We start from the raw sequence: 25,828 nt of genomic DNA, 5'->3' as shown, positions 1-25,828 counted from the left end.
CTATACAGTATAATCAGTTCAACAGATTCAGTTGAAACCATTTTAATAACCCTGGCGGTGTCTCAGGGGTTGAGAAGGGAGTTTACATGGCTATTGATGAGAACAAACAGAAAGCACTGGCAGCAGCCTTAGGTCAGATCGAGAAGCAGTTCGGTAAAGGTTCGATCATGCGTCTGGGTGAAGACCGTTCCATGGATGTGGAAACTATCTCAACCGGCTCTCTGGCACTGGACGTTGCACTGGGTGCAGGTGGTCTGCCGCTGGGACGTATTGTTGAAATCTACGGGCCTGAATCTTCCGGTAAAACCACGCTGACATTACAGGTTATTGCCGCTGCACAGCGTCAGGGCCGTGTGTGTGCGTTTATCGATGCGGAACACGCACTGGATCCGGTCTATGCCAAGAAACTGGGCGTGGATATTGATAACCTGCTGTGCTCCCAGCCGGACACCGGCGAGCAGGCACTGGAAATCTGTGATGCTTTAACCCGCTCCGGTGCTGTTGATGTCATCATTGTTGACTCCGTGGCAGCACTGACACCAAAAGCTGAAATCGAAGGTGAAATTGGTGATTCACACATGGGTCTGGCTGCCCGTATGATGAGCCAGGCGATGCGTAAGCTGGCCGGTAACCTGAAAAACTCCAACACACTGCTGATTTTCATCAACCAGATCCGTATGAAGATTGGTGTGATGTTCGGTAACCCGGAAACCACCACCGGTGGTAACGCACTGAAGTTCTATGCCTCTGTCCGTCTGGATATCCGCCGTATCGGCGCGGTGAAAAACGGTGATGAAGTGGTCGGCAGCGAAACCCGCGTGAAAGTGGTGAAAAACAAAGTGGCTGCACCGTTCAAACAGGCTGAATTCCAGATCATGTACGGCGAAGGTATCAACACCATGGGCGAACTGATCGACCTGGGTGTGAAACATAAACTGGTTGAGAAAGCCGGTGCATGGTACAGCTACAACGGTGAAAAAATCGGTCAGGGTAAGGCAAACGCCACAATTTACCTGAAAGAACATCCGGAAATGGCGGATGAACTGGATAAAAAATTACGTGAGTTATTACTGAATCACAGTGGTGAATTCAGTACCGCAGCAGAAAGTTTCAACGAAGAAAGTGAAACTGAAGATGCGGGCAACGAAGAGTTTTAATTCGTAAAACCACACTGATTTTAAGATTTAAAGTAATAAAATCATTGAGTTATTCTGAAAGCTGTATCCGTGACGGGTACGGCTTTCTTTTTATCTGCGGACAACCACCTGTCTCTGTCCTTCATACCGTGTTCTTTATACAAAAACCCCTCTCCCGGCCGGATGAACGCCGTTTGTACGAACAGACTTTCAGAAAAAGTTTATTCGCTTTACAATGGGTACAGCGAATGGATTTATCTGGGAATTAATGTTCAAGGGAAACCCTTAAATTTCTCTCCGCCTTGATTGATCCGAAGGTTGAATCGGAGCGGCTTCACAGTCTGTTTCGCAATTCATAAATCTTATTATTTCAGCTTGATTTCGGGATAAATATGAGCAAAAGCACCGCTGAGATCCGTCAAGCGTTTCTCGACTTTTTCCATACAAAAGGACATCAGATTGTCCAGAGCAGTTCGCTGGTTCCGAACAACGACCCAACGCTGCTTTTTACTAACGCAGGGATGAACCAATTCAAAGATGTTTTCCTCGGTCTGGATAAGCGTCCTTACACCCGTGCCACCACAGCACAGCGCTGTGTCCGTGCCGGCGGTAAGCACAACGACCTGGAAAACGTCGGCTACACTGCACGTCACCACACTTTCTTCGAAATGCTGGGTAACTTCAGCTTCGGCGATTACTTCAAGCACGATGCCATCAATTTCGCCTGGGAACTGCTGACCGGCAAAGAATGGTTTAACCTGCCGAAAGAAAAGCTGTGGGTTACTGTTTATGCAACGGATGACGAAGCGTACAACATCTGGAAAGATGAAGTCGGTGTTCCGGCTGAGCGCATTATCCGCATCGGTGATAACAAAGGTGCCCAATACGCCTCTGACAACTTCTGGCAGATGGGCGATACCGGCCCTTGCGGTCCGTGTACTGAGATTTTCTTTGATCACGGCGACCACATCTGGGGCGGCCCTCCGGGATCACCGGAAGAAGACGGCGACCGTTACATCGAGATCTGGAACATCGTCTTTATGCAATTCAACCGTCAGTCTGACGGTACATTAGAGCCGCTGCCGAAACCATCCGTTGATACCGGTATGGGTCTGGAGCGTATTACCGCTGTTCTGCAGCATGTAAACTCTAACTATGATATCGACCTGTTCCGCAAACTGATTGCCGATGTGGCGAAAGTGACCGGTGCTGACGATCTGACCAGCAAATCACTGCGCGTGATCGCCGACCATATCCGCTCCTGTGCCTTCCTGATTTGCGACGGCGTTATTCCGTCCAACGAAGGCCGCGGTTATGTGCTGCGCCGTATCATCCGCCGCGCTGTCCGTCATGGCTACATGCTGGGCGCGAAAGACACCTTCTTCTACAAACTGGTTGCGCCGCTGATCGACGTGATGGGCTCTGCCGGTGAAGAACTGGCCCGCCAGCGTGTGATGGTGGAGAAAGTACTGAAGTCAGAAGAAGAGCAGTTTGCCCGTACGCTGGAACGCGGCCTGCAACTGCTGGATGACGAATTAGCCTCACTGACCGGGGATACCCTGAGCGGTGAAGCGGCATTCCGTCTTTACGACACCTATGGTTTCCCGCTGGATCTGACCGCTGACGTCTGCCGTGAGCGCAACCTGAAAGTGGATGAAGCCGGTTTTGAAGCGGCAATGGAAGAACAGCGCCGCCGTGCCCGTGAAAACAGCGGTTTTGGTGCGGACTACAACAGTCTCATCAAAGTGGACAAGCGCAGTGACTTCTCCGGTTATGACCACAATGAACAGGCGGCAACCATTGTTGCACTGTACAAAGAAGGTCAGCCGGTTACTGAGCTGAATGCCGGTGATGAAGGTCTGGTGATCCTGGATAAAACCGCGTTTTATGCGGAATCCGGTGGCCAGGTCGGTGATACCGGTGTGCTGTCGAGCAACGATGCGCAGTTCAGCGTTCTGGACACACAGAAATACGGTCAGGCTATCGGCCATGCCGGTCGTGTGGACAGCGGCAAACTGACGGTGAACCACAAAATCACCGCGAAAATCGACGAAGAGCGCCGTAATGCTATCCGCCTGAACCACTCGGCAACACACCTGATGCATGCCGCGCTGCGTCAGGTTCTGGGTGAGCATGTGTCACAGAAAGGCTCACTGGTAAACGATAAATACCTGCGTTTTGACTTCTCTCACTTTGAAGCCATGACACCGGCACAAATCCGTGAAGTGGAAGCTCTGGTCAACGCCGAAATCCGCAAAAATGAGCCGGTCGTGACCGAGCTGATGGATCTGGAAGAAGCGAAAGCCAAAGGTGCAATGGCACTGTTCGGTGAAAAATACGATGAACGTGTCCGTGTACTGAGCATGGGCGACTTCTCAACCGAGCTGTGCGGCGGTACTCACGCGGCACGCACCGGTGATATCGGTCTGTTCCGTATTATCAGTGAATCCGCCACAGCGGCCGGTATCCGCCGTATTGAAGCGGTCACCGGTAGCGGCGCACTGGAAAGCGTGAATCAGCAGTCTGATGCACTCTCTGCGGTGGCTCAGCTGGTGAAAAGTGATGAAGCCGGTGTGAGCGAAAAAGTCAAAGCTGCGCTGGATAAAATCCGCACCCTGGAAAAAGAGTTACAGCAACTCAAAGAACAGCAGGCTGCGCAGGAAAGTTCCTCCATGACCAAAGATGCCGTTTCAGTGAACGGTGTTAAACTCCTGGTGAAACAACTGACTAACGCTGAACCTAAAATGTTACGCACGATGGTTGATGATCTAAAAAATCAATTAAGCTCTGGAATTATTGTGCTTTCAACTATCAGTGATGATAAAGTTAGCCTCATTGCAGGTGTAACGAAAGATCTGACCGGCAAAGTCAAAGCCGGCGAACTGGTTGCCTTTATTGCTGAACAAATCGGCGGTAAAGGGGGCGGTCGCCCGGATATGGCCCAAGCCGGCGGGACAGATACCGCTGCTTTACCTGCTGCTATGGCAAGCGTTGAAAGCTGGGTGGCATCTCACCTGTAGTCTGAGTAAATCTGAACAGGAGCGCGCTCCGGCGTGCTCCTGATATTGGTGATAAGGTCTTTGTATCACTAACGTTAGGTCGCAATTTTTAACTACACTAAATATTGCAATGTGTCTAAAACTACATATAGTTTACAAATAATCATTGCTATACGCTTTCACGGTGTTGGATGGATAATGGCGGGTAAACTCAGAGGCCCGACTCTTTTAATATTTCAAGGAGCAAAGAATGCTTATTCTGACTCGTCGAGTTGGTGAAACACTCATGATAGGCGATGAGGTAACAGTGACTGTACTGGGTGTTAAAGGAAACCAGGTACGAATTGGTGTCAACGCCCCCAAAGAGGTTTCTGTTCACCGTGAAGAAATTTACCAGCGGATCCAGGCTGAAAAATCTCAACCCAATAACAATAACTATTAAGTTGTGAGGCGCGCTCGTTACCGCGACGGGCGCCTTCTTCTTTTCTTCCTGCCGCTATTATCCCGGCTCCTCACTTTTTTTCCTGCAAAAATCGCCCGTCATTCTGTTACTTTCTCTGCTCACTGCCGGATTTTTTCCTCACCGCCGCGTTATGCTGACGTGGATCCTGTTGCCGTAAAAACACACGTATCGTTGTGAAAATCAACATAGTGCGCGGTAATTGTGCAAACGATCGTGAGATCTTAAAAAGTTGGGAAAAATTGTTTGACTTCTCAGTGGGGGAAAGTAATATGTGCGCCACACGACGACGAGATGACGGAAACGGAAATCATCGTTGTGTGGTCTGGAACAATGGTGAGATGGCCGAGAGGCTGAAGGCGCTCCCCTGCTAAGGGAGTATGCGGTCAAAAGCTGCATCGAGGGTTCGAATCCCTCTCTCACCGCCATTCAGATTGCACCCGTAGCTCAGCTGGATAGAGTACCCGGCTACGAACCGGGCGGTCAGAGGTTCGAATCCTCTCGGGTGCACCATATAAAAACCCCGCTCTTTGAGCGGGGTTTTTCTTTTTCCGTTTTTCCCGTCACTGAATCGAATCCGTTTTTACGTCATACTCGTTATCTGAAGTACAGATGCTTCTGAAACTGATCTTAATAACAATGACGTGTAAGAGGGATAATGTATTGTCGCGGCAGTGGTTTCTGCTGTTCCGTTTGTGTGGGGCAGGGTTGAATCACAGCGACAATAACCCGGCTTTGCGATAAAGTATCCCTCTTATGAATAATATCCATTATCAGGACGGGAGGTCGATTTGATCCCGGATGTATCCAAAGCGCTCTCATGGTTAGAGACGCACCCCCGGATTTTAAAAGGCATCAACCGCGGCATTGAGCGCGAAACACTGCGTATCACGCCGGATGGTGCTCTGGCACGTACCGGTCACCCGGAAGGGCTGGGAAAATCATTAACCCATAAGTGGATCACCACGGACTTTGCCGAGTCACTGCTGGAATTTATTACCCCGGTGGATTCGCGCATTGATTACACCGTGAAATTTCTGCGTGATGTGCACCGCTATACTGCGCGTCATCTGAACAATGAACGGATGTGGCCGCTGAGCATGCCATGCTTCATTGATTCTGAAGAGCATATCGAACTGGCGCAGTTCGGCACATCCAATGCCGGCCGTTTCAAGACGCTGTACCGTGAAGGGCTTAAAAACCGCTATGGCGCGCTGATGCAGACCATTTCCGGTGTCCACTATAACTTCTCTCTGCCGATGGAATTCTGGCAGGCGTGGAGTGGTATCAGTGATGCACAGAGCGGCAAGGATAAAATCTCCGACGGCTACTTCCGCCTGATCCGCAACTATTACCGTTTCGGCTGGGTGATCCCGTATCTGTTCGGTGCATCACCGGCGATTTGCAGCTCGTTCCTGCGTGGCCGCAAAACCAATCTGCCGTTTGAAACGCTGCCGAAAGGGGCGTTATATCTGCCGTATGCCACGTCACTGCGTTTAAGTGACCTCGGTTATACCAACAAGTCACAAAGTGATCTGAACATCACCTTCAACCATCTGGACACGTATGTCGCCGGGCTGAAGAATGCCATTCAGATCCCGTCTGAAGAGTTTGCCGCACTGGGATTAACCAAAGACGGAAAACACCTTCAGATTAACGCCAACGTCCTGCAGATCGAAAACGAGTTCTATGCCCCTATCCGGCCGAAGCGTGTGCAGAAAGGTGATGAGTCACCGTCTGACGCCTTACAGCGCGGCGGGGTGGAGTATATCGAAGTCCGTGCCCTGGATATCAACCCGTTCTCTGCTACCGGTGTCGATGAAACACAAATTCGTTTCCTCGACCTGTTCCTTATCTGGTGTGTGCTGGCGGATGCGCCGGAAATGAGCGCGGATGAGCTGGCGTGTGCCCGCCATAACTGGAATCGTGTGATTCTGGAAGGGCGCAAACCGGGACAGGAAATCGGTATCGGCTGCGGCCGTGAAAAACAACCCTTGCAAAAAGTGGGTCACGCACTGTTTAATGATCTCCTGCGTGTTGCCGATGTGTTAGATACCTGCTCAGGCACACAGTATCGCGAAGTGTGCGAAGCACTGAAAGTACAGTTTGATGACCCGGAACTGACGTTCTCGGGGCGGATGCTGGCACTGATAAAAGAAGCGGGTATCGGAAGTTACGGGCTGGCCCTGGCAGATCGGTATCATGAAGAACTGACTCACGAGCCGTATGAAGTGATCAGTGAAGCAGACTTTGCTGAACAATGGCAGGCTTCTGTCGATAAACAAAAAGCGATGGAAGAGAGTGATACGATAAGTTTTGATGAGTATCTGGCGCTGCATGGCGGTCGCTGATTTCTGACAGATAAGAAAATGGCCACAATCAATGTGGCCAAAATAAATCTCTCAGAGAATAGGGATGATAACAATTTGCGCGTCTTTCAATACATCAGACCAGCGTATTCAGAAAAAGTTTCATTCGTTCGGCATTTTTTACAAAAAAAAGAGGAGCGGGAATTATGCCTTTGCTGGATAGTTTTTTAGTTGACCACACACGCATGGCGGCACCTGCGGTACGCGTAGCGAAAACCATGACCACCCCGGGTGGCGATACCATCACTGTTTTCGATCTGCGTTTTTGTGTTCCTAATGAAGAGATTCTGCCGGAAAGAGGAACGCATACACTGGAACACCTGTTTGCCGGTTTTATGCGTAACCATTTAAACGGCAATGGTGTTGAAATCATTGATATCTCGCCGATGGGCTGCCGTACCGGGTTCTATATGAGCCTGATTGGTGCGCCGTCAGAAACCCGTGTTGCACAGGCCTGGAAAGACGCTATGGCGGATATCCTGACTGTCAAAGATCAGGCGAAGATCCCTGAACTGAACCTGTATCAGTGCGGGACGTATAAAATGCATTCACTGGAAGAAGCACATCAGATTGCAAAAAACATCATTGAGCGCGATGTTCGCGTCAACAAAAATGATGAACTGCTGTTATCTGATGATGAGCTGGAAAAACTGCATCCGTAATTTTTCAGCCCCGGATACAAAAAAACCTGCGCGCATTGCTGCCGCAGGTTTTTTTATGTCTTTTATCTTTTTCAGATATCAGCAGCGATATCGGCACCGGCCGGTTTCAGCGGTGACAGTTTTACCGTTTTAATCACATTCTCGCCGATGGCAACCACTTCAAACTGGTAGTTACCGACAGTGACAAGGGTATTGAGTGTCGGGATATCACCGAGTTCTTCCAGCAGAAGGCCATTAATGGTACGGGCACCTTCTTCCGGCAGGGAAAGATTCAGGGCTTTATTGATTTCACGGATATTGGCAGAACCTTCAATCAGCAGCGTGCCGTCAGGCTGACGGGTGACTTCCTCGGCCAGCGATGGTGACATTGAGGTGGTAAAATCACCGACAATTTCTTCCAGGATGTCTTCCACGGAGATAAGCCCCTGAATATCGCCGTACTCATCGACAACTAATCCGACTTTTTCATTATTGCGCTGGAAATTGACCAACTGTAAGTTCAGTGGTGTGCTGTCCGGCACAAAGTAAACTTTATCAGCGGCCTTGATAAGCATTTGCTTGGTGAATTCCTGCTTCTCAATCATCAGCCGGTAAGCTTCACGGACACGCAGCATACCGATGGCATCATCCAGCGAGTCGCGGTAGAGCACTATCCGGCCGTGCGGTGAGTGCGTAAGCTGGCGCAGAATGGATTTCCATTCATCATTGATATCAATCCCGATGATCTCAGTGCGCGGCACCATAATCTCATCCACACTGACTTTATCCAGATCGAGGATGGAGATCAGCATGTCCTGGTTGCGGCGGGACAGTTTACCTTTGGACTCATTAACGATGGTTTTCAGTTCTTCTTTTGATACTGCATCACTGCGGATCACGGTGCCGCGGATACCGATGCAGCGCATCAGAATCAGGGTTATTGCGTTAAATGCCCAGACCAGCGGCAGACAGATTTTTGCCAGCGGACGCAGCAGAAAACTGCTCGGAAAGGCGACCTGCTGCGGATAGAGTGCGGCAATGGTTTTCGGCATCACTTCGGCAAACACGAGGATGACAAAGGTCAGCACCCCGGTGGCGATAGCCACACCGGCGTTACCGTACAGGCGCATACCAACAATCGTCCCCAGTGCGGAGGCGACAATATTCACCAGGTTATTACCGATAAGAATGAGGCTCAGCAGACGATCCGGTTTCTCCAGCAACCGCTCGACACGGCGGGCCGCCCGGTTTCCCTGCTTGGCCTGATGGCGCAGCCGGTAGCGGTTGATTGTCATCATCCCGGTTTCGGATGCGGAAAAGTACGCTGAAATTATCACTAATAAAATAAGAATAATAATCAGCGTACTTGTTGAGACGTGCTCCACAGCGGTGTTCCTTTCTTTTGTGATGAGCGGAAAAGGGCGTTACAGAGACCGGCTGTTATGCATACAGCATCAGTTCCTGAAACAGACGGTGCCCGAAAAATGCCAGTGTGAGAATAAAGGCACCGGCGAAGTTAAACCAGATAACCCGTTTGCCGCGCCAGCCTTCATGATAGTGCCCCCACAGCAGCACGATGTAGACACACCAGGCAACCATCGACAGCAATGATTTATGAATATTATCTTTATCAAAGATGTTATCCATAAACACAATGCCGGTGGCGAGTGTTAGTGTCAGCAGAATCACGCCGACCTGCGTGATATGAAACATTTTACGCTCGATAACCATTAACGGCGGCATATCCGGCGTAAACTTAAGACGTTTGTTTTTCAGCTGATGATCCATCCAGCCGAGCTGCATAGCATACAGTGCCGCAATAATCAGTGTCGCGAAGCTGAGCAGCGCCAGTCCGATATGCACAAACAGCGGCACACTGGCCTGCAGGTGGGTGATAAACTCGCCCGGCATCAGGGTGGCAAGAATCAGGTTGACCATCGAGAAGCTGTAAACAATCGGGATAAGGAACCACGCCCGGCCCTGAAACGCGACAATCGTCATAATGACGGAGACCAGCAGGCTGACCACCGAACCGAGGTTCAGCAGTGTCAGGTTCTGACCAACGCCCTGAAAAATCTGTGATTTAATCGCCACGCCGTGACACACCAGAGCGATAACGGCGAAGATAAGCGCCAGTTTCCGGTAGCCGCGCTGATAGCGGAGCACGCCCGGCATCAGAAGTACCAGGCTTAACAGATATGCGCTAATTGCAACAACAGAGATTTCAGGCATGGTTTTGTGATTATTCAGTCAGTAAGATGAAACAAAATTCATACGCCAGTATACCGCAGCCCGCAGATCACTCCAATGATTACACGATACTTTACGTAAATCGGTTCGCTGATTTGCTGCGGTGCGTGTTATAATCCCGGGTATCTTTTCTATTTTTAGCTCAGTTTTGGCAGAGTCGATGACATGTTTGATAATTTAACTGACAGACTTTCGCGCACCTTGCGCAATATCAGTGGTCGCGGACGACTGACGGAAGACAATATTAAAGAAACGCTGCGCGAAGTGCGCATGGCGCTTCTGGAAGCCGATGTTGCCCTGCCGGTGGTACGGGATTTCATCAACCGCGTCAAAGAGCGTGCTGTCGGCCATGAGGTGAATAAAAGCCTGACGCCGGGGCAGGAGTTCGTCAAAATCGTTCAGGGCGAACTGGTTGCGGCGATGGGCGAGGAAAACAACGCCCTGGATCTTTCCGCCCAGCCGCCGGCTGTGGTGCTGATGGCCGGTCTGCAGGGTGCGGGTAAAACCACCAGTGTGGCGAAGCTCGGTAAACTGCTGAAAGAAAAACACAAGAAAAAGGTACTGGTGGTCTCTGCTGACGTTTACCGTCCGGCGGCGATTAAACAGTTACAGACACTGGCAGAGACAGTGGGAATTGAATTTTTCCCGTCTGATGTGTCAGAAAAACCGATTGATATCGCTAAAAAAGCGCTGAAACATGCGCAGCTGCAATTCTTTGATGTCCTGCTGGTGGATACCGCAGGCCGTCTGCATGTCGATGAAGGCATGATGGGCGAAATCAAAGACCTGCATGCGGCCATTAACCCGGTGGAAACCCTGTTCGTCGTGGATGCCATGACCGGTCAGGATGCGGCAAACACCGCCAAAGCCTTTAACGAAGCCCTGCCGCTGACCGGTGTGGTGCTGACTAAAGTTGATGGTGATGCGCGCGGCGGTGCGGCGCTTTCTATCCGTCATATCACCGGTAAACCGATTAAATTCCTGGGGGTAGGGGAAAAAACTGAAGCACTGGAGCCGTTCCATCCGGACCGCGTTGCCTCCCGTATTCTGGGCATGGGCGATGTGCTGTCACTGATTGAAGAGATTGAGAGCAAAGTTGACCGTGATCAGGCGGAGAAACTGGCTTCCAAGCTGAAAAAAGGTGACGGATTTGACCTCAACGACTTCCTGGAACAGCTTAAGCAGATGCGCAATATGGGCGGCATGGCCGGGATGCTGACCAAACTGCCGGGCATGTCTCAGGTGCCGGACGCGGTGAAATCGCAGATGGATGACAGCGTGCTGACCAAAATGGAAGCGATGATCAATTCCATGACCAAAAAAGAGCGCGTCAAACCGGAAATTATTAAAGGTTCCCGCAAACGCCGTATCGCAGCGGGTTCCGGGACTCAGGTGCAGGATGTCAACCGGCTGCTCAAGCAGTTCGATGATATGCAGCGCATGATGAAAAAGATGAAGAAAGGGGGCCTCGCGAAGATGATGCGGGGCATGAAAGGTATGATGCCGCCGGGTATGATGGGGCGGTAAAACAAAGAAAGTCACAAAGAATAATCACTTTGGATTGATTTTTTCGCCAAAGTGAGTAAACTTTTCGGGCTTTTTCTATGACAACCGGACGCCATTCCTCGATGGGGTCTGGTTGTTTGTCAATTCAATGAGGATGTTATGGTAACAATTCGTTTAGCTCGTGGCGGCGCAAAAAAGCGTCCGTTCTACCAAATCGTCGTAACCGACAGTCGTAATGCACGTGACGGTCGTTTCATCGAACGTATTGGTTTCTTCAACCCTATCGCTGCCGGTAAGGCTGAAACTCTGCGCTTAGATCTGGACCGTGTTGAACACTGGGTTGGTCTGGGTGCAACTGTCTCTGATCGTGTTGCTGTACTGATCAAAGACGCAAAAAAAGCAGCTTAATCTGTCACGGTGGTAACAATGAGCAAGCACACTAATCCGCAAGCCCCTTCTGATCCGATTGTACTCGGCAAACTGGGGTCATCTTACGGTATTAAAGGGTGGCTCAGAGTGTTTTCTTCCACCGAAAATACTGAAAGTATTTTTGATTATCAGCCGTGGTTTATCCAGCGTAACGGGGTGTGGCAACACATCGAACCGGAAGACTGGAAATCCCACAATCAGGATATGATCGTCAAACTCAAAGGGGTTGACGACAGAGATGCGGCAAACGTACTGACTAACGCGGAAATCGTGGTAGACAGTTCGCAGTTACCGGAATTAGACGGCGATGATTACTACTGGAAAGACCTGATGGGCTGCCGTGTAGTGACCACCGGCGGATATGATCTCGGCACCGTAACCGATTTAATGGAAACCGGGTCGAATGATGTTCTGGTGATTAAAGCAAATCTGAAAGATGCCTTCGGCATGAAAGAGCGGTTAGTACCGTTTCTTGACGGGCAGGTTATCAGGAAAGTTGATCTCACTGAAAAACTGATTGAAGTTGAGTGGGATCCCGGTTTTTAAACCTCCGGTGATGGTTTTGTCATTAAGTGGGACACGAAAATGTGGATTGGGGTTATCAGCCTGTTTCCTGAAATGTTCCTCTCAATAACCGGGCATGGTGTAACCGGACGGGCAGTAAAAAACGGCCTGATCAGTGTAGATTGCTGGAACCCGCGTGATTTCACGTATGACCGGCACCACACTGTGGACGATCGGCCCTACGGGGGCGGTCCCGGCATGCTGATGATGGTGGAGCCTCTGCGCAAAGCTATCCATGCAGCAAAAGCTGCCGCAGGTGACAATGCGAAAGTGATTTATCTTTCGCCGCAGGGCCGCAAACTCGATCAACAGGGAGTTTGTGAGCTGGCCGCCAACGAGAAGTTAATTCTGGTGTGCGGCCGGTATGAGGGAGTAGATGAACGCGTTATCCAGACTGAGATTGATGAAGAATGGTCAGTCGGGGATTACGTGCTCAGCGGTGGTGAATTACCGGCGATGGTGCTGATTGATGCGGTATCGCGTTTTGTTCCGGGTGTCCTCGGACATCAGGCATCAGCAAAAGAAGATTCCTTTGCTGACGGTTTACTTGACCACCCACACTATACCCGCCCTGAAGTGTTGGATGGCATGTGTGTTCCGCCGGTTTTACTGTCGGGAAACCATGCAGAAATTGATCGCTGGCGTATGAAACAGTCACTCGGTCGCACCTGGCTCAGAAGACCTGAACTTCTGGAAAGCCTAGCTCTGACTGACGAGCAAAGGATGTTGCTGGCTGAATTCCAGCGGGAATATCAGTCCGGAGCAACAAGTTAATCCAGGTATCCTGCGGGATATCTTTTGAAATATCAGTTTACCTAGGGTAAGAGATTTATTATGAGCAACATTATTAAACAACTTGAACAAGAGCAGATGAAACAAGACGTACCTTCATTCCGTCCGGGTGACACCGTGGAAGTTAAGGTATGGGTCGTTGAAGGTTCTAAAAAACGTCTGCAGGCATTCGAGGGCGTGGTTATCGCTATCCGTAACCGCGGTCTGCACTCTGCATTCACTGTTCGCAAGATTTCTAACGGCGAAGGTGTTGAGCGTGTATTCCAGACTCACTCACCTGTTGTTGACAGCATCAGCGTTAAACGCCGTGGTGCCGTTCGTCGTGCTAAACTGTACTACCTGCGTGAGCGTTCAGGTAAGGCAGCTCGTATTAAAGAGCGTTTGAACGCAAAATAATGCGCAAGCATCCGATATGATAATAAAAGGCCAGCCTCGTGCTGGCCTTTTTTATACGCTATTTTATTTTCCTTTCCTGCCTGTTTTCCGTTCGATTCTCTGTATTGTTTATATGACATTATTTTTATGATGTAAATATTTATTTACATCATACCTGCCTTATAAACTACCTTTCTTTCTGTCATTATCTTACACACTATAACCTTAACCCGATCAATTAACTCTATTTTCAATGAATTAACGTTTATTTGTAAGCGGTGTAGCTGATGGGGGTTATCTGTGCAGAACATCTCATTTTTATTTTGTAATTTAAAATGTACGAAAAGTTAAATATTTTACGATTTTGGATTGAATTATTTACAAAGGATGTTATGGTGTTTTCTCAGACACTCAACACGTAATCCATTTTTTGTAAAACTCAGCAGGAAAACACTATGATCATGCAAAAAGACGCACTCAATAACGTTCACATCAGTGATGAAATTGTTTTAATCTCACCGGAAGAACTGAAACAAAAGTACCCATTGAGTCGCAACGACCAGCATGCCATCGCCGGTGCACGTAAGACGATTGCGGATATTGTTCATCACCGCGATCCGCGTTTACTGGTTGTCTGTGGCCCGTGTTCCGTTCATGACACGGATGCAGCGCTGGAGTATGCCCGTCGTCTGAAAGAATTATCTGCTGAGTTGAGTGACAGTCTGTATATCGTGATGCGTGTCTATTTTGAGAAACCGCGGACAACCGTGGGCTGGAAAGGACTTATCAGTGATCCGTTTATGGATGGATCTTTCGAGATGGAAAAAGGTCTGCACATCGCCCGCAAACTGATGGTGGATCTGGTTCAGCTCGGCCTGCCGCTGGCCGGTGAAGCGCTGGATCCGAATAACCCGCAGTACCTCGGGGATCTGTTCAGCTGGTCTGCTATCGGTGCACGTACCACTGAATCACAGACACACCGTGAAATGGCATCCGGTCTGTCCATGCCGGTCGGCTTTAAAAACGGGACTGACGGCAGCCTGAGCACTGCCATCAACGCCATGAAAGCTGCGTCCATGCCACACCGTTTTATGGGGATCAACCAGTCCGGTCAGGTCTGTCTGTTACAGACACAGGGTAACCCGAACGGCCATGTGATCCTGCGCGGCGGAAAACGCCCGAACTACAGTGCGGAAGATATTACGGAATGCGAGGCACAAATGAAGAAAGCCGGTCTCACCCCTTCACTGATGGTAGACTGCAGTCACGGCAACTCGGATAAAGATTTCCGTCGTCAGCCGCTGGTGGTGGATGCCGTGGCAGAACAAATTTGTGCCGGAAATACCTCAATTACCGGTATTATGCTGGAAAGCCATATTAATGAAGGCAATCAGTCATCAGAACAGCCGCGCAGTGCCATGCAGTACGGCGTGTCAGTGACAGACGCCTGCATCAGTTGGGAAACCACTGAAGCAGTTCTGCGTCAGCTGCATCAGCAGATCTCACCGGCGCTGGCAGAGCGTGTGGTTCAGTTACAGCAGGCAGGATAATAAAAACAGGCAGGGTGTATGTCCGGTGCATTAACACATTTACGTGATCAAATTGATGAAGTGGATAAATCGCTGCTGTCACTGCTGGCAAAACGCCTGCAGCTAGTGGCGGAAGTCGGGGAAGTGAAAAGCCAGCACGGCCTGCCGGTCTATGCGCCGGATCGCGAAGCCGCAATGCTGGCATCACGGCGGCAGGAGGCGGAATCACTCGGGGTTCCGCCGGATCTGATAGAGGATTTGCTGCGCCGTATCATGCGGGAGTCCTATTCCCGTGAGAATGATAAAGGGTTTAAAAAGCTCAATGAGCAGGCCCGGCCGATAGTGATTGTCGGTGGTGACGGCAAGATGGGGCAGTTGTTCCGGCGGATGCTGACACTGTCCGGCTACACCGTGCGTATTCTGGACAGCGGCGACTGGGCGGATGCCCCGGAACTGCTGGCAGATGCGGGCATGGTGATTGTCAGTGTGCCTATCCACCTGACCGAACAGGTTATTAAACAATTACCGCCGCTGCCGGAAGATTGCATTCTGGCGGATCTTGCGTCGGTCAAAGCGGGGCCGTTACAGGCGATGCTGGCAGTACACAACGGGCCGGTGCTCGGGTTGCACCCGATGTTCGGGCCGGATGTCGGCAGTTTTGCCAAGCAGGTGGTGGCCTTTTGTGACGGACGTTTCCCGGAGCGGTATCAGTGGTTCCTGGAGCAAATTACAGTCTGGGGCGCGCATTTACAGGGTATTAAGGCGCAGGAGCATGATCGCAATATGCGCTACATTCAGGCGCTGCGTCACTTCACCACTTTTGCTTACGGGCGGTATCTGGCAAAAGAAAATGTCGATCTCGCGCAGCTGCTGTCATTGTCATCACCGATTTACCGGCTGGAACTGGTCATGATTGGCCGCCTGTTTGCCCAGGATCCGCAGCTTTATGCTGATATCATTATGGCCTCGGAAGATAACCTGGATGTGATAGAGGATTATCACCGTGAGTTCGGTGAAGCCATGTCACTGCTGGAAAGCCGGGATAAAGCAGAGTTTATTTCGCAGTTCTCTGCCGTCAGTGACTGGTTCGGCGAACACGCGCAGCGCTTTATGAAAGAGAGTCAGGGATTACTGCAACAGGCTAGCGACAGCCGCCGCTGATAAATATGAAGGTGCTGATGTTTTCAGCACCTTCATACATTGCCGGTTATTTCACACCATTTCCCGAAGGGTAGAAGGTTTTTGGTACTGCCTGATGAGATACCTTTTTCATAATGACAGCGCGCGGATCCCATGCATGTTTGAGTTTGGATTCAATATTAAATTCTTTGTTATGAATATAGTTATAACCGGCAGTAATTGTTTGCTGATTGGAGTAAGCAATGACCGGACGACCTGTCACATCAGCAAGGTCTTGCGCAGCCTGACGTTTTGCAAAACAACTAACTAAATGGATAGGACCGTTATTCCTGAGTAGATCAACTGAGCCTCCGGATTTTTTATTTATGTAAGCCACCAGTTCTTGTGCATTCAGACATTGTGCTTCACTCAGATCCGTTTTTAGCTGAACTTGCCCGTTTATTTTAACCAGCCTGTTATTTTCTATAACGGCGGCAGCCTTACCACCAACCTGTATGAGTCCGTCTTTCCAGTGTCCATGCAGCAGAATGGCATCTTCTTTATTGCCACGGAAGTTATTGCAGTAACCCCGGAACGTGATGCTTTGATCCTGATTCACATCCTCATCAAGACATAGGTTAACCTGCTTAAATGTGGGTTCAGCTGGTTTATGGCTGGTCATTTTAATATCAGAAACAGAATGTAATGAAGCAAACAGGTTTTTAACTGCTGATTTTACAGATGATTCAATCACATGAAATTTAGCTGATAAGATTTCTGATGATATGTGCATAATTTATTTTCCGCTGATTTATATCGTTAATATATGTTTAGCGAAAAATAGCACCAGACCATGCAGATCACTTTCAAATAATGAGCTGACTAGCTATGCCGGGTAAAATAAAGATGAGATGAAGAAAAGAGAAGCAGCCATCTGCATAACAGATGGCTGAAGGAGGTATTATGCGCGATCAACCGGGAAGGCGATCACATCACTGATCCGCTCTGCACCCAGTGCGAGCATAATCAGGCGGTCAATCCCCAGTGCCACACCTGCACATTCCGGGAATCCGTGCTCGAGTGCTGCCAGCAGATTTTCATCAATCGGCTGTTCCGGAAGACCCATAGCTGCCCGTTTGCGGTTATCCCGTTCAAAGCGCTGACGCTGCTCTGCAGCATCAGTCAGTTCACGGAAGCCGTTTGCCAGCTCAACCCCTTTGTAATACACCTCAAAGCGCTCGGCCACGCGGTGATCTTCAGAGCTGATCTCCGCCAGTGACGCCTGGCTTGCCGGGAAGTGATAAATAAAGGTCGGTTTTTCCAGCCCGATATGCGGCTCCACACCCACCATAAACAGCAACTGCAAAATAGTATCGCGATCTTCCTCAGTATCGGCAATATTGCTGACATCCAGTTTGGCCGCAACTTCACGCAGTTTGTCTTTCTCGGCGGTCAGCGGATCGATATCCAGGTAGCGCAGGAAAGCCTGCTGATAGGATAACGATTCTGCACTTTCACACTCTAAGGTTTGCTGTAATAAATCATCAACCTCATTTATCAGACGGTACATATCATAATGAGGACGATACCATTCGAGCATGGTGAACTCCGGATTATGATAGCGTCCGGCTTCCTCGTTACGATAACTGCGGCCCATCTGATAAATAGGGCCGCTGCCCGCTGCCAGTAACCGTTTCATGTGGTATTCCGGGCTGGTCATCAGATAAAGCGTTATTCCCTGTGCGGCTCCGGGGCCGGTAAACTGAGTTTCAAAGGCGCGCAGATGGACATCGGTGACGGTCGCCTGACTCATGGTCGGCGTTTCGACTTCTAATACACCTCTGTCTGCAAAAAAATGTCTGATTTCATTAACAATTTTTGCGCGTTTTAATAGATTGGCTATCGGGGCAGTCGGCTGCCAGCCCGCAATATCACTCATGCCGTAAGAACTCCGAATAAAAATAAAGGGTGCAGTTTACCCGCAACCTCTGATGGTGACAAACAGATATGCAGAACATGCTACGTGTAAAACCGTACTCTGAACAGGCGTATTGTGCGGTGGCGGGGCGCGGCAGCACCCCGGGCAGGTATAATCAGCCGATTAAGGCAGGCGGGACATGTTCCCCCGGATAACTGCCGAGCACCTTCACTGAACGGGCGATTGCCTGTAACGCTTTGAGCGCCTGCTGCATCGGTACTGAGCGCAGATTGGCATGCACATCAATATAAAACATCTCTTCCCACGGCGTGCCGTGAATAGGGCGGGATTCCAGTTTGCTCATTACAATGTCATGCTCTTTCAGGATAATCAGGGCATCGACCAGCGCACCGGCCTGTTGCCCGGTCGCCATCAGCAGCGTGGTTTTCGCCGGTACCTGCTCTGACACATCAATCGGCTGGCGGGCAATGACAATAAAGCGCGTCATATTGGTCTGCTGATTGGCAAGATTCTGTGCGATCGCCTGTAACCCGTACAGTGCGCCGCCGGCCTCGCTGCCGAGAGCTGCAACATCTGTCCGGTTGAGGGAGGCAACTTTTTCCATCGCCGCCGCGGTACTTTCGCAGTATTCAATTTTGCGATCCGGGAATTGGCTGAGATACTGGCTGCACTGCTCAAACGGCTGCGGATGGCTGTAAAGGGTGGTGATCCCGGCAATATCCGCGCCCGGAATGGTCAGCAGACAGTGATTCACCGGCAGGCGCAACTCGCCGACAATGGAAAGCGGGGTGGTCTGCAGTAAATCATAGACATCATTGATGGCGCCGGAACTGGTATTTTCCAGCGGCAGCATCCCGTAATCGGCCTGACCGTTTTCAACCAGCTCAAAAATATCGCGGAATTTACTGCAGCTGAACTCGGTCATATGATCGAAATGACGGGCGGAATACTGGCGGGCGGCCACATGTGAATAAGACCCTCTCGGGCCGAGGAAGGCTATCCGTGCACTGTTATCCGGTGTCTGGTTCAGGTGTTTTTGCAGAATCGCCTGCTGGGTCAGGACGGAATCTTCAATAATCAGCTGGAACAGGCGGGTGATATAAAATCCGTCCAGTCCGTGCGGCTTGCCTTTGTTTATCAGCACATCCAGCAGTTCACGCTCGCGGTTCTTATCGCGGATGGGGCGGTTATCCTGTAATTTTGTCTGTGCGACAGCCACGGCGAGCTGCCGCCGCTTTGCCAGCAGATCCAGCAATTGTGCATCCAGCTGGCTGATTTGTTCCCGTATAGCTAAAAGATCGTTCATATGTTGTCCTCAGACCCTGTTTCCCGGCGATAAAAAAAGCCTCCGCAGCGGGAGGCTTTTCTGTGCGTCTTCGTTTTCTTTCTCACACGACAAAAAGCCTCATTAACAGAAGCGAAAAAAGAAAAAGAAGAAGCGGATACGGGGATACATGGTCAGTGCGTTGTCCGTTGTGTCATCAGATGATAGTTAATAGACCTGATGCAACCCGTTGTGTCAACCAAAAAAAACGCGCCCGGAGGGCGCGCAGAGACAAAACTCAATTTATTATATTTTTTATTCTGCGGATTCTTCATCAGACACAAGGTTGGCTTCTTTAACACTGTTATCCGCGCGGCGCGCTTCACCTTTGTGCTGTGCTTTATTCAGCTGCCGTTCCAGTTTCGCCAGTAATTCATTGATGGCGGCGTACATATCAGCGTGTTTGGCGCTGGCAACTAAATTTCCATTCGGTGTGCTGATGGTGGCATCAACCACAAATCCCTGCGGATCTTTCGCGAGGATAATGTGCGGGTTAATTAAAGGAACCTGCCACTTACTCAGCTTATCGAGACGGTTTTCAACATGCTCCCGGATTGCCGGGGTGATCTCCATTTGCTTACTGGTGATATTCACATTCATAGTGACCTCTCTTTGTTACATCCGTCTTGTTGATACTCAGAATACGTTGATGGCGGCAAGAAAAAATTGATCGCCGTCACTAATATTTTTTAGTTTTTTCAAAAGGTTATAATTTTGTGACTCAGGCTGAGAATACAGATGATACAACTTGCGGGAAGGGACTGAATCGTGCATTATCGATAAGTTGGCTGACCGCATATTCTCAGAGACGAGAAGGCTGTCGGCCATTTTTTATGTAGTAACATAATGATAAGACAATAAAAAAGCCATCCGGAGATGGCCTTTTCAATCAGATGAGTAAAACGGAACTCAGTCGCGCGGGTTGGCGGCAATCAGCTGTGCCACTTTTCCGGCTTCCGCCGTTAATCCCAGTTCATTATAGGCATTTTCCATCAGCGGCAGCGCCTGACGTGTCGCCAGTGTGTCCGGATAATCACGCAGCATTAATTCAACACGATTAATCACCGCGACATATGCCCCGCGTTTCGTGTAGAATTTCGCAACGGCCAGTTCAAAGGCCGCAAGGCGATCTTTGAGGAATACCAGACGTTTTGCGGAGTCTGTTGCATAGATACTGGTCGGATAATAACGCAGTAACTGGCTGAAATCCTGGAACGCCACACGCGCGTTTTGCGGGTCACGGTCTGCACGATCGATACCAAAGAAACTCTGCAGCATGTTATCATCGAGCGCCTGAGCGGTCAGACCGCGCATGTACAGGACGTAATCGATGTTCGGATGTGTCGGGTTCAGACGCATGAAACGGTCGATTGAGGCCAGTGCCATCTGTAAATCACCTGCTTTATAGTAGGCGTAAATCAGATCCAGCTGAACCTGCTGCGAATACGGGCCGAAAGGAAAACGGTTATCGAGGGTCTCAAGCTGCGTGATGGCCCCTTTATAGTTACCGTCCTGTAATTTTTCCTGGCCGACAGTATACAGCTCTGACGGTGAGGCATCCGGGAGAATTTCCTTGTTTCCGGAACAGCCGGACAACATGAGGCTTAGCGTGGCGGCGGCCACGAGATATTTCATACGTATCATCACGTGTTGATTATCCTCTGAATATTTTTTAGGGAGCACTCCGTACAGCTCCCGCTGGCGATCACGATACAATACCACATAGTTTAAATGAAACGGTGTTACCGTTCAAAATATAACTTTCTGAAACAGAGACAAACATGGCTCAAGAAATACAACTTACCGCAACTATTAATGAATCACAGCTCGGTCAGCGTTTAGATCAGGCTTTGGCGGAATTGTTCCCTGATTATTCACGATCACGTATAAAAGAGTGGATCTTAGATGACAGGGTTCAGGTTAACGGCCGTCTTGTCAACAAACCAAAAGAAAAAATGCTGGGCGGGGAACAGATCAGTATTGATGCACTGATTGATGAGGACATGCGTTTTGAACCGCAAAACCTGCCGCTCAATATCGTTTATGAAGATGATGATATCCTGGTGATTAATAAACCGCGTGATTTTGTGGTGCACCCGGGAGCAGGTAATCCGGACGGTACTGTCCTGAACGCGCTGCTGTATCATTATCCTGATATTGCCGATGTGCCGCGTGCGGGTATCGTTCACCGCCTGGATAAAGATACCACCGGGCTGATGGTGGTGGCGAAAACTGTACCTGCCCAGACACGGCTGGTGGAATCACTGCAACTGCGCGAAATCACCCGTGAATATGAAGCGGTGGCCAATGGCCGTATGACAGCGGGCGGCAAAGTGGAAGAACCGATTTCCCGCCACCCGACCAAACGTACTCATATGGCCGTTAACCCGATGGGTAAACCGGCGGTGACACATTACCGTGTGATGGAGCATTTCCGTGCTCACACCCGTCTGCGTCTGCGTCTGGAAACCGGCCGTACTCACCAGATCCGTGTGCATATGGCACATATCAATCATCCGTTGGTGGGTGATCAGCTCTACGGCGGTCGTCCGCGCCCGCTGAAAGGGGCAAGTGATGAATTCCGCGATGCACTGCGTGAATTTGACCGCCAGGCTCTGCATGCCACCATGCTGCGTCTTTACCATCCGATCACCGGGATTCAGATGGAGTGGCACGCGCCGATTCCGGATGATATGGTGAAACTGATTGAAGTTCTCAAAGCTGATGCACAAGAGCATCAGGATGATATGGACTGGTAAGGAGTCACCATGACCGCACTGATTACCCCGCAATGGCCGCTGCCCGCAGGTGTGAGAGCCTGCAGTTCATTACGTACAGGCGGTGTCAGTCAGCCGCCGTTTGACAGCCTCAATCTGGGGCTGCATACCGGTGATTCCCCGGAGGATGTCGCCCGTAACCGGGCGATTCTGGCAGAGGCGGCCGGGTTTCCGGACACGCCGCTGTGGCTGAATCAGGTACACGGAACGGATGTTGCCATTCTGGATGACAACACACCGCGCGGCCCGCAGGCCGATGCGGTGTATACCCGCACCCCGGGGAAGGTCTGTGCGATCATGACGGCGGATTGCCTGCCGGTACTGTTCTGTTCCCGTGACGGGCGCGAAGTGGCCGGTGCTCACGCCGGCTGGCGCAGTTTATGTGGTGGCGTGCTGGAAAATACGGTCTCCTGCTTTACGGCTGCGCCGTCAGACATTATTGCCTGGCTGGGGCCGGCCATCGGCCCGCAGAAATTTGAGGTCGGCGCTGAAGTGCGGGAGGCGTTTATGGCGCACGCGGCAGAAGCAGCTTCAGCATTTATTCCGCATGGTGATAAATATCTGGCGGATATTTATCAGCTGGCCCGTCAGCGGCTGGCAGCAGCCGGTGTGACCGCTGTTTCCGGCGGCACCGAATGCACCGTGACAGATTCTGCCCGCTTCTTTTCTTACCGCCGTGATGCCCGTACCGGACGGATGGCGTCATTTATCTGGATCACCCCGCCGCAAAAGTCATAACCTTCAGGATTACGCATAATATTTAATATTTTTTCAAAATCTGGCTTGAATATTTGACAAAAGTCCTCATTTAGTACTTAGCTAAAATTCAAAGCCATTTTTTGGAGGTGTTATGCGTTTGGATCGTTTCACGAATAAATTCCAGCAAGCGCTCGCCGACGCCCAGTCTCTTGCAGTCGGGCACAGCAATCAGTTTATTGAACCCGTGCATTTACTGTCAGCATTTCTGCATCAGGAAGGCGGGTCGGTGCGTCCGTTACTGGCATCAGCCGGGGCGGATATTGCGCAGCTTAATCAGAAGATTGATGACACCATCAGTCGTTTACCGCAGGTGGAAGGTTCCGCCGGGGATGTGCAACCCTCTCAGGATTTAATCCGTCACCTGAATATATGTGACCAGATTGCACAAAAACAAAATGATGCTTACATCGCATCCGAAATTTTTGTTCTGGCTGTATTAGAGAGCAACAGCTCATTAGCAGATGTATTAAAAGCAGCCGGAATTAATAAACAAACACTTAAGAAGGCTATAGACATTATGCGTGGTGGTGAGAATGTGAATGACCAGGGCGCGGAAGATCAACGCCAGGCCCTGAAGAAATATACGATTGATTTAACTGAGCGCGCCGAATCCGGCAAACTCGACCCGGTTATCGGCCGTGATGAAGAGATCCGCCGGACTATCCAGGTCTTACAGCGCAGAACCAAAAACAACCCGGTACTGATCGGGGAGCCCGGGGTGGGTAAAACCGCCATCGTGGAAGGACTGGCGCAGCGTATCGTCAACGGCGAAGTCCCGGAAGGACTGAAAAATAAACGCGTGCTGTCTCTGGATCTCGGTGCGCTGCTGGCTGGTGCCAAATACCGCGGTGATTTCGAGGAGCGTCTGAAAGCCGTTCTGAATGAATTATCCAAAGAAGAAGGCAGTGTCATCCTCTTTATTGATGAGCTGCATACCATGGTCGGCGCAGGTAAAGCGGATGGCGCAATGGACGCCGGGAACATGCTGAAACCGGCACTGGCCCGTGGTGAACTGCACTGTGTGGGCGCAACCACACTGGATGAATACCGCCAGTATATAGAGAAAGATGCGGCATTAGAGCGCCGTTTCCAGAAAGTCTATGTGGCAGAGCCGACAGTGGAAGACACCATTGCGATTCTGCGTGGTCTGAAAGAGCGGTATGAACTGCATCACCATGTGCAGATAACCGACCCGGCGATTGTCGCGGCGGCAACGTTATCTCACCGCTATATCACGGATCGTATGTTACCGGATAAAGCGATTGACCTGATTGATGAAGCAGGTGCAAGTCTGCGTATGCAGATGGATTCCAAACCGGAATCCCTCGACAGACTGGATCGCCGTATCATTCAGTTAAAACTGGAACAGCAGGCACTGAAAAAAGAGTCTGATGATGCCAGTAAAAAACGGCTTGATATGCTGGAGCAGGAACTGACCGAGAAAGAGCGCGAGTATGCGTCTCTGGAAGAAGAGTGGAAAGCGGAGAAAGCAACGCTGTCCGGTACCCAGCACATCAAAGCAGAACTGGAGCAGGCAAAAACGGCACTGGAGCAGGCACGCCGTACCGGTGATCTGACCAAAATGTCAGAATTACAGTACGGTAAAATTCCGGAGCTGGAAAAACAGCTGGCAGCAGCCAATGCGGCAGAAGATAAAGAGATGAAACTGCTGCGTAATAAAGTCACTGATGTGGAAATCGCTGAGATCCTGGCGCGCTGGACCGGTATTCCGGTATCCCGCATGCTGGAAGGCGAGCGTGAAAAACTGCTGCGCATGGAGCAGGTGATGCACAGCCGTGTGATCGGCCAAGATGAAGCAGTTGACGCGGTAGCCAATGCTATCCGCCGCAGCCGTGCCGGGTTATCGGATCCGAACCGTCCGATTGGTTCGTTCCTGTTCCTCGGACCGACCGGGGTGGGTAAAACCGAGCTGTGTAAAGCGCTGGCTGATTTCCTGTTCGACAGCGATGACGCGATGGTGCGTATCGATATGTCCGAGTTTATGGAAAAACACTCTGTGGCACGGCTTATCGGGGCACCTCCGGGATATGTCGGGTATGAAGAGGGCGGTTATCTGACCGAAGCGGTCCGCCGTCGTCCTTATTCCGTCATTCTGCTGGATGAAGTGGAAAAAGCGCATCCGGATGTCTTCAACATCTTATTACAGGTGCTGGATGACGGACGGCTGACTGACGGGCAGGGGCGCACTGTGGACTTCCGTAACACGGTCGTGATTATGACCTCTAACCTGGGGTCTGACCGGATTCAGGAACACTTTGGTGAACTGAATTACGATGCAATGAAAGGCGCGGTCATGGAAGTGGTTTCTCATCACTTCAGACCGGAATTCATCAACCGTATTGATGAAGTGGTGGTATTCCATCCGCTGGCGAAAGAGCAGATCCACGCGATTGCGAAAATTCAGCTCAAACGCCTGTACAAACGTCTGGAAGAGCACGGCTATCAGGTCACGATTACTGATAGTGCGCTGGATAAACTGGCAGAAGCCGGATTCGACCCGGTATTCGGGGCACGTCCGCTGAAACGGGCTATTCAGCAGGAGATCGAAAACCCGATGGCGCAGGCGATGCTGTCCGGCAAACTGATTCCGGGCAAAATGATCACTCTGGATTTAACCGATGGTGTGATCACCGCGAAACAGTAATAACAGAAGAAAGCAAAACAGAGGGGTGCGAAAGCGCCCCTTTTTTGTGCATAATGCACAGGAAATCAGCGATACCTTATGTGTTTGCCCGGTTTTTGAGCAAACAGAAAAAAAGTTGAAATAAACACTTGCGTGATCTCAGCGAGTGTCTATAATGCGCCCTCACTGACACGGAGCAACACGCTGAGAAGCGCG

At 50.4% G+C, this 25,828-nt stretch carries 22 protein-coding genes, 2 tRNA genes and 1 other annotated feature; of the genes, 17 read left to right on the top strand and 7 right to left on the bottom strand.

Annotation, left to right across the window (positions count from 1 at the left end; all coding sequences use genetic code 11):
* Nucleotides 1-86: 86 nt before the first annotated feature.
* From recA to luxS, 7 genes are all read left to right on the top strand, one after another.
* Nucleotides 87-1,157, top strand: a complete 1,071-nt coding sequence (recA, locus tag GN208_RS10980) for a recombinase RecA (protein ID WP_004237869.1) — start codon at nucleotides 87-89, stop codon at nucleotides 1,155-1,157.
* 371 nt (nucleotides 1,158-1,528) lie between these two features.
* On the top strand, nucleotides 1,529-4,156 hold the full coding sequence (gene alaS / locus GN208_RS10975) for an alanine--tRNA ligase (protein ID WP_015422531.1): 2,628 nt from the start codon (nucleotides 1,529-1,531) through the stop codon (nucleotides 4,154-4,156).
* A 229-nt stretch (nucleotides 4,157-4,385) separates the two neighbouring features.
* Entirely contained in the window at nucleotides 4,386-4,577 is a 192-nt protein-coding gene (csrA, locus tag GN208_RS10970) for a carbon storage regulator CsrA (protein WP_004237871.1), read from the top strand.
* 353 nt (nucleotides 4,578-4,930) lie between these two features.
* Nucleotides 4,931-5,023 (top strand) — tRNA-Ser (locus GN208_RS10965).
* An 8-nt stretch (nucleotides 5,024-5,031) separates the two neighbouring features.
* A tRNA-Arg gene (locus tag GN208_RS10960) sits at nucleotides 5,032-5,108 on the top strand.
* A gap of 278 nt (nucleotides 5,109-5,386) precedes the next feature.
* Entirely contained in the window at nucleotides 5,387-6,946 is a 1,560-nt protein-coding gene (gene gshA, locus GN208_RS10955; RefSeq protein WP_004237872.1) for a glutamate--cysteine ligase, read from the top strand.
* Nucleotides 6,947-7,110: 164 nt separating this feature from the next.
* Nucleotides 7,111-7,626: an S-ribosylhomocysteine lyase gene (gene luxS, locus GN208_RS10950; protein ID WP_004238743.1), complete on the top strand. Its 516-nt coding sequence runs from the start codon at nucleotides 7,111-7,113 to the stop codon at nucleotides 7,624-7,626.
* A gap of 71 nt (nucleotides 7,627-7,697) precedes the next feature.
* On the opposite strand, the gene GN208_RS10945 is transcribed toward luxS, so the two are convergent.
* A complete protein-coding gene (locus GN208_RS10945) occupies nucleotides 7,698-8,990 on the bottom strand; it encodes a CNNM domain-containing protein (RefSeq protein ID WP_004238742.1) in 1,293 nt (430 codons plus the stop codon).
* 55 nt (nucleotides 8,991-9,045) lie between these two features.
* On the bottom strand, nucleotides 9,046-9,837 hold the full coding sequence (locus GN208_RS10940; RefSeq protein ID WP_004238740.1) for an inner membrane protein YpjD: 792 nt from the start codon (nucleotides 9,835-9,837) through the stop codon (nucleotides 9,046-9,048).
* 183 nt (nucleotides 9,838-10,020) lie between these two features.
* On the opposite strand from GN208_RS10940, the gene ffh reads away from it, so the two are divergent.
* The 7 genes from ffh (at nucleotide 10,021) to tyrA (ending at nucleotide 16,211) form a co-directional block, all read left to right on the top strand.
* On the top strand, nucleotides 10,021-11,382 hold the full coding sequence (ffh, locus tag GN208_RS10935; protein ID WP_004237877.1) for a signal recognition particle protein: 1,362 nt from the start codon (nucleotides 10,021-10,023) through the stop codon (nucleotides 11,380-11,382).
* Between the two features lie 138 nt (nucleotides 11,383-11,520).
* The gene (gene rpsP / locus GN208_RS10930) at nucleotides 11,521-11,769 is read left to right on the top strand and encodes a 30S ribosomal protein S16 (RefSeq protein ID WP_004237878.1); all 249 of its coding nucleotides are present in this window, start codon (nucleotides 11,521-11,523) and stop codon (nucleotides 11,767-11,769) included.
* Between the two features lie 18 nt (nucleotides 11,770-11,787).
* Nucleotides 11,788-12,336: a ribosome maturation factor RimM gene (rimM, locus tag GN208_RS10925; protein WP_004237879.1), complete on the top strand. Its 549-nt coding sequence runs from the start codon at nucleotides 11,788-11,790 to the stop codon at nucleotides 12,334-12,336.
* Between the two features lie 39 nt (nucleotides 12,337-12,375).
* Nucleotides 12,376-13,128 (top strand): tRNA (guanosine(37)-N1)-methyltransferase TrmD, encoded by a 753-nt coding sequence (gene trmD, locus GN208_RS10920; protein WP_004237880.1) that lies wholly within the window; start codon nucleotides 12,376-12,378, stop codon nucleotides 13,126-13,128.
* 60 nt (nucleotides 13,129-13,188) lie between these two features.
* Entirely contained in the window at nucleotides 13,189-13,542 is a 354-nt protein-coding gene (gene rplS, locus GN208_RS10915; protein ID WP_004237881.1) for a 50S ribosomal protein L19, read from the top strand.
* A 434-nt stretch (nucleotides 13,543-13,976) separates the two neighbouring features.
* Nucleotides 13,977-15,071, top strand: a complete 1,095-nt coding sequence (locus tag GN208_RS10910; protein WP_004237882.1) for a 3-deoxy-7-phosphoheptulonate synthase — start codon at nucleotides 13,977-13,979, stop codon at nucleotides 15,069-15,071.
* A gap of 18 nt (nucleotides 15,072-15,089) precedes the next feature.
* Nucleotides 15,090-16,211 (top strand): bifunctional chorismate mutase/prephenate dehydrogenase, encoded by a 1,122-nt coding sequence (gene tyrA, locus GN208_RS10905; RefSeq protein WP_004237883.1) that lies wholly within the window; start codon nucleotides 15,090-15,092, stop codon nucleotides 16,209-16,211.
* A gap of 46 nt (nucleotides 16,212-16,257) precedes the next feature.
* On the opposite strand, the gene GN208_RS10900 is transcribed toward tyrA, so the two are convergent.
* The 5 genes from GN208_RS10900 to bamD all read right to left on the bottom strand — a co-directional run bounded on the left by GN208_RS10900 (nucleotide 16,258) and on the right by bamD (nucleotide 21,076).
* On the bottom strand, nucleotides 16,258-16,962 hold the full coding sequence (locus GN208_RS10900) for a hypothetical protein (RefSeq protein ID WP_004237884.1): 705 nt from the start codon (nucleotides 16,960-16,962) through the stop codon (nucleotides 16,258-16,260).
* Nucleotides 16,963-17,130: 168 nt separating this feature from the next.
* On the bottom strand, nucleotides 17,131-18,108 hold the full coding sequence (gene epmA, locus GN208_RS10895; RefSeq protein ID WP_004237885.1) for an elongation factor P--(R)-beta-lysine ligase: 978 nt from the start codon (nucleotides 18,106-18,108) through the stop codon (nucleotides 17,131-17,133).
* A 154-nt stretch (nucleotides 18,109-18,262) separates the two neighbouring features.
* A complete protein-coding gene (pheA, locus tag GN208_RS10890; RefSeq protein WP_004237886.1) occupies nucleotides 18,263-19,414 on the bottom strand; it encodes a bifunctional chorismate mutase/prephenate dehydratase in 1,152 nt (383 codons plus the stop codon).
* A 29-nt stretch (nucleotides 19,415-19,443) separates the two neighbouring features.
* Nucleotides 19,444-19,565 (bottom strand) — a sequence feature (Phe leader region).
* 122 nt (nucleotides 19,566-19,687) lie between these two features.
* Entirely contained in the window at nucleotides 19,688-20,032 is a 345-nt protein-coding gene (raiA, locus tag GN208_RS10885; protein ID WP_004237887.1) for a ribosome-associated translation inhibitor RaiA, read from the bottom strand.
* A gap of 309 nt (nucleotides 20,033-20,341) precedes the next feature.
* Nucleotides 20,342-21,076, bottom strand: coding sequence for an outer membrane protein assembly factor BamD (bamD, locus tag GN208_RS10880; protein WP_024472621.1), 735 nt, complete (start codon nucleotides 21,074-21,076; stop codon nucleotides 20,342-20,344).
* Between the two features lie 137 nt (nucleotides 21,077-21,213).
* On the opposite strand from bamD, the gene rluD reads away from it, so the two are divergent.
* The 3 genes from rluD to clpB all read left to right on the top strand — a co-directional run bounded on the left by rluD (nucleotide 21,214) and on the right by clpB (nucleotide 25,633).
* Complete coding sequence (rluD, locus tag GN208_RS10875; protein WP_004237889.1) at nucleotides 21,214-22,191, top strand: 23S rRNA pseudouridine(1911/1915/1917) synthase RluD; 978 nt, start codon at nucleotides 21,214-21,216, stop codon at nucleotides 22,189-22,191.
* A gap of 9 nt (nucleotides 22,192-22,200) precedes the next feature.
* Complete coding sequence (gene yfiH / locus GN208_RS10870) at nucleotides 22,201-22,947, top strand: purine nucleoside phosphorylase YfiH (protein ID WP_004237890.1); 747 nt, start codon at nucleotides 22,201-22,203, stop codon at nucleotides 22,945-22,947.
* A 112-nt stretch (nucleotides 22,948-23,059) separates the two neighbouring features.
* Nucleotides 23,060-25,633, top strand: a complete 2,574-nt coding sequence (gene clpB / locus GN208_RS10865) for an ATP-dependent chaperone ClpB (protein WP_004237891.1) — start codon at nucleotides 23,060-23,062, stop codon at nucleotides 25,631-25,633.
* The last annotated feature ends 195 nt before the right edge of the window (nucleotides 25,634-25,828 follow it).

Origin of the sequence: Morganella sp. HSTU-ASny43 (assembly GCF_022819185.1) — a bacterium.
In the GTDB taxonomy this organism is placed as follows: Bacteria; Pseudomonadota; Gammaproteobacteria; order Enterobacterales; family Enterobacteriaceae; genus Morganella; species Morganella morganii.
Note: the sequence above shows the minus strand (reverse complement) of the source record. Positions and strands in the feature narration are given on the sequence as shown.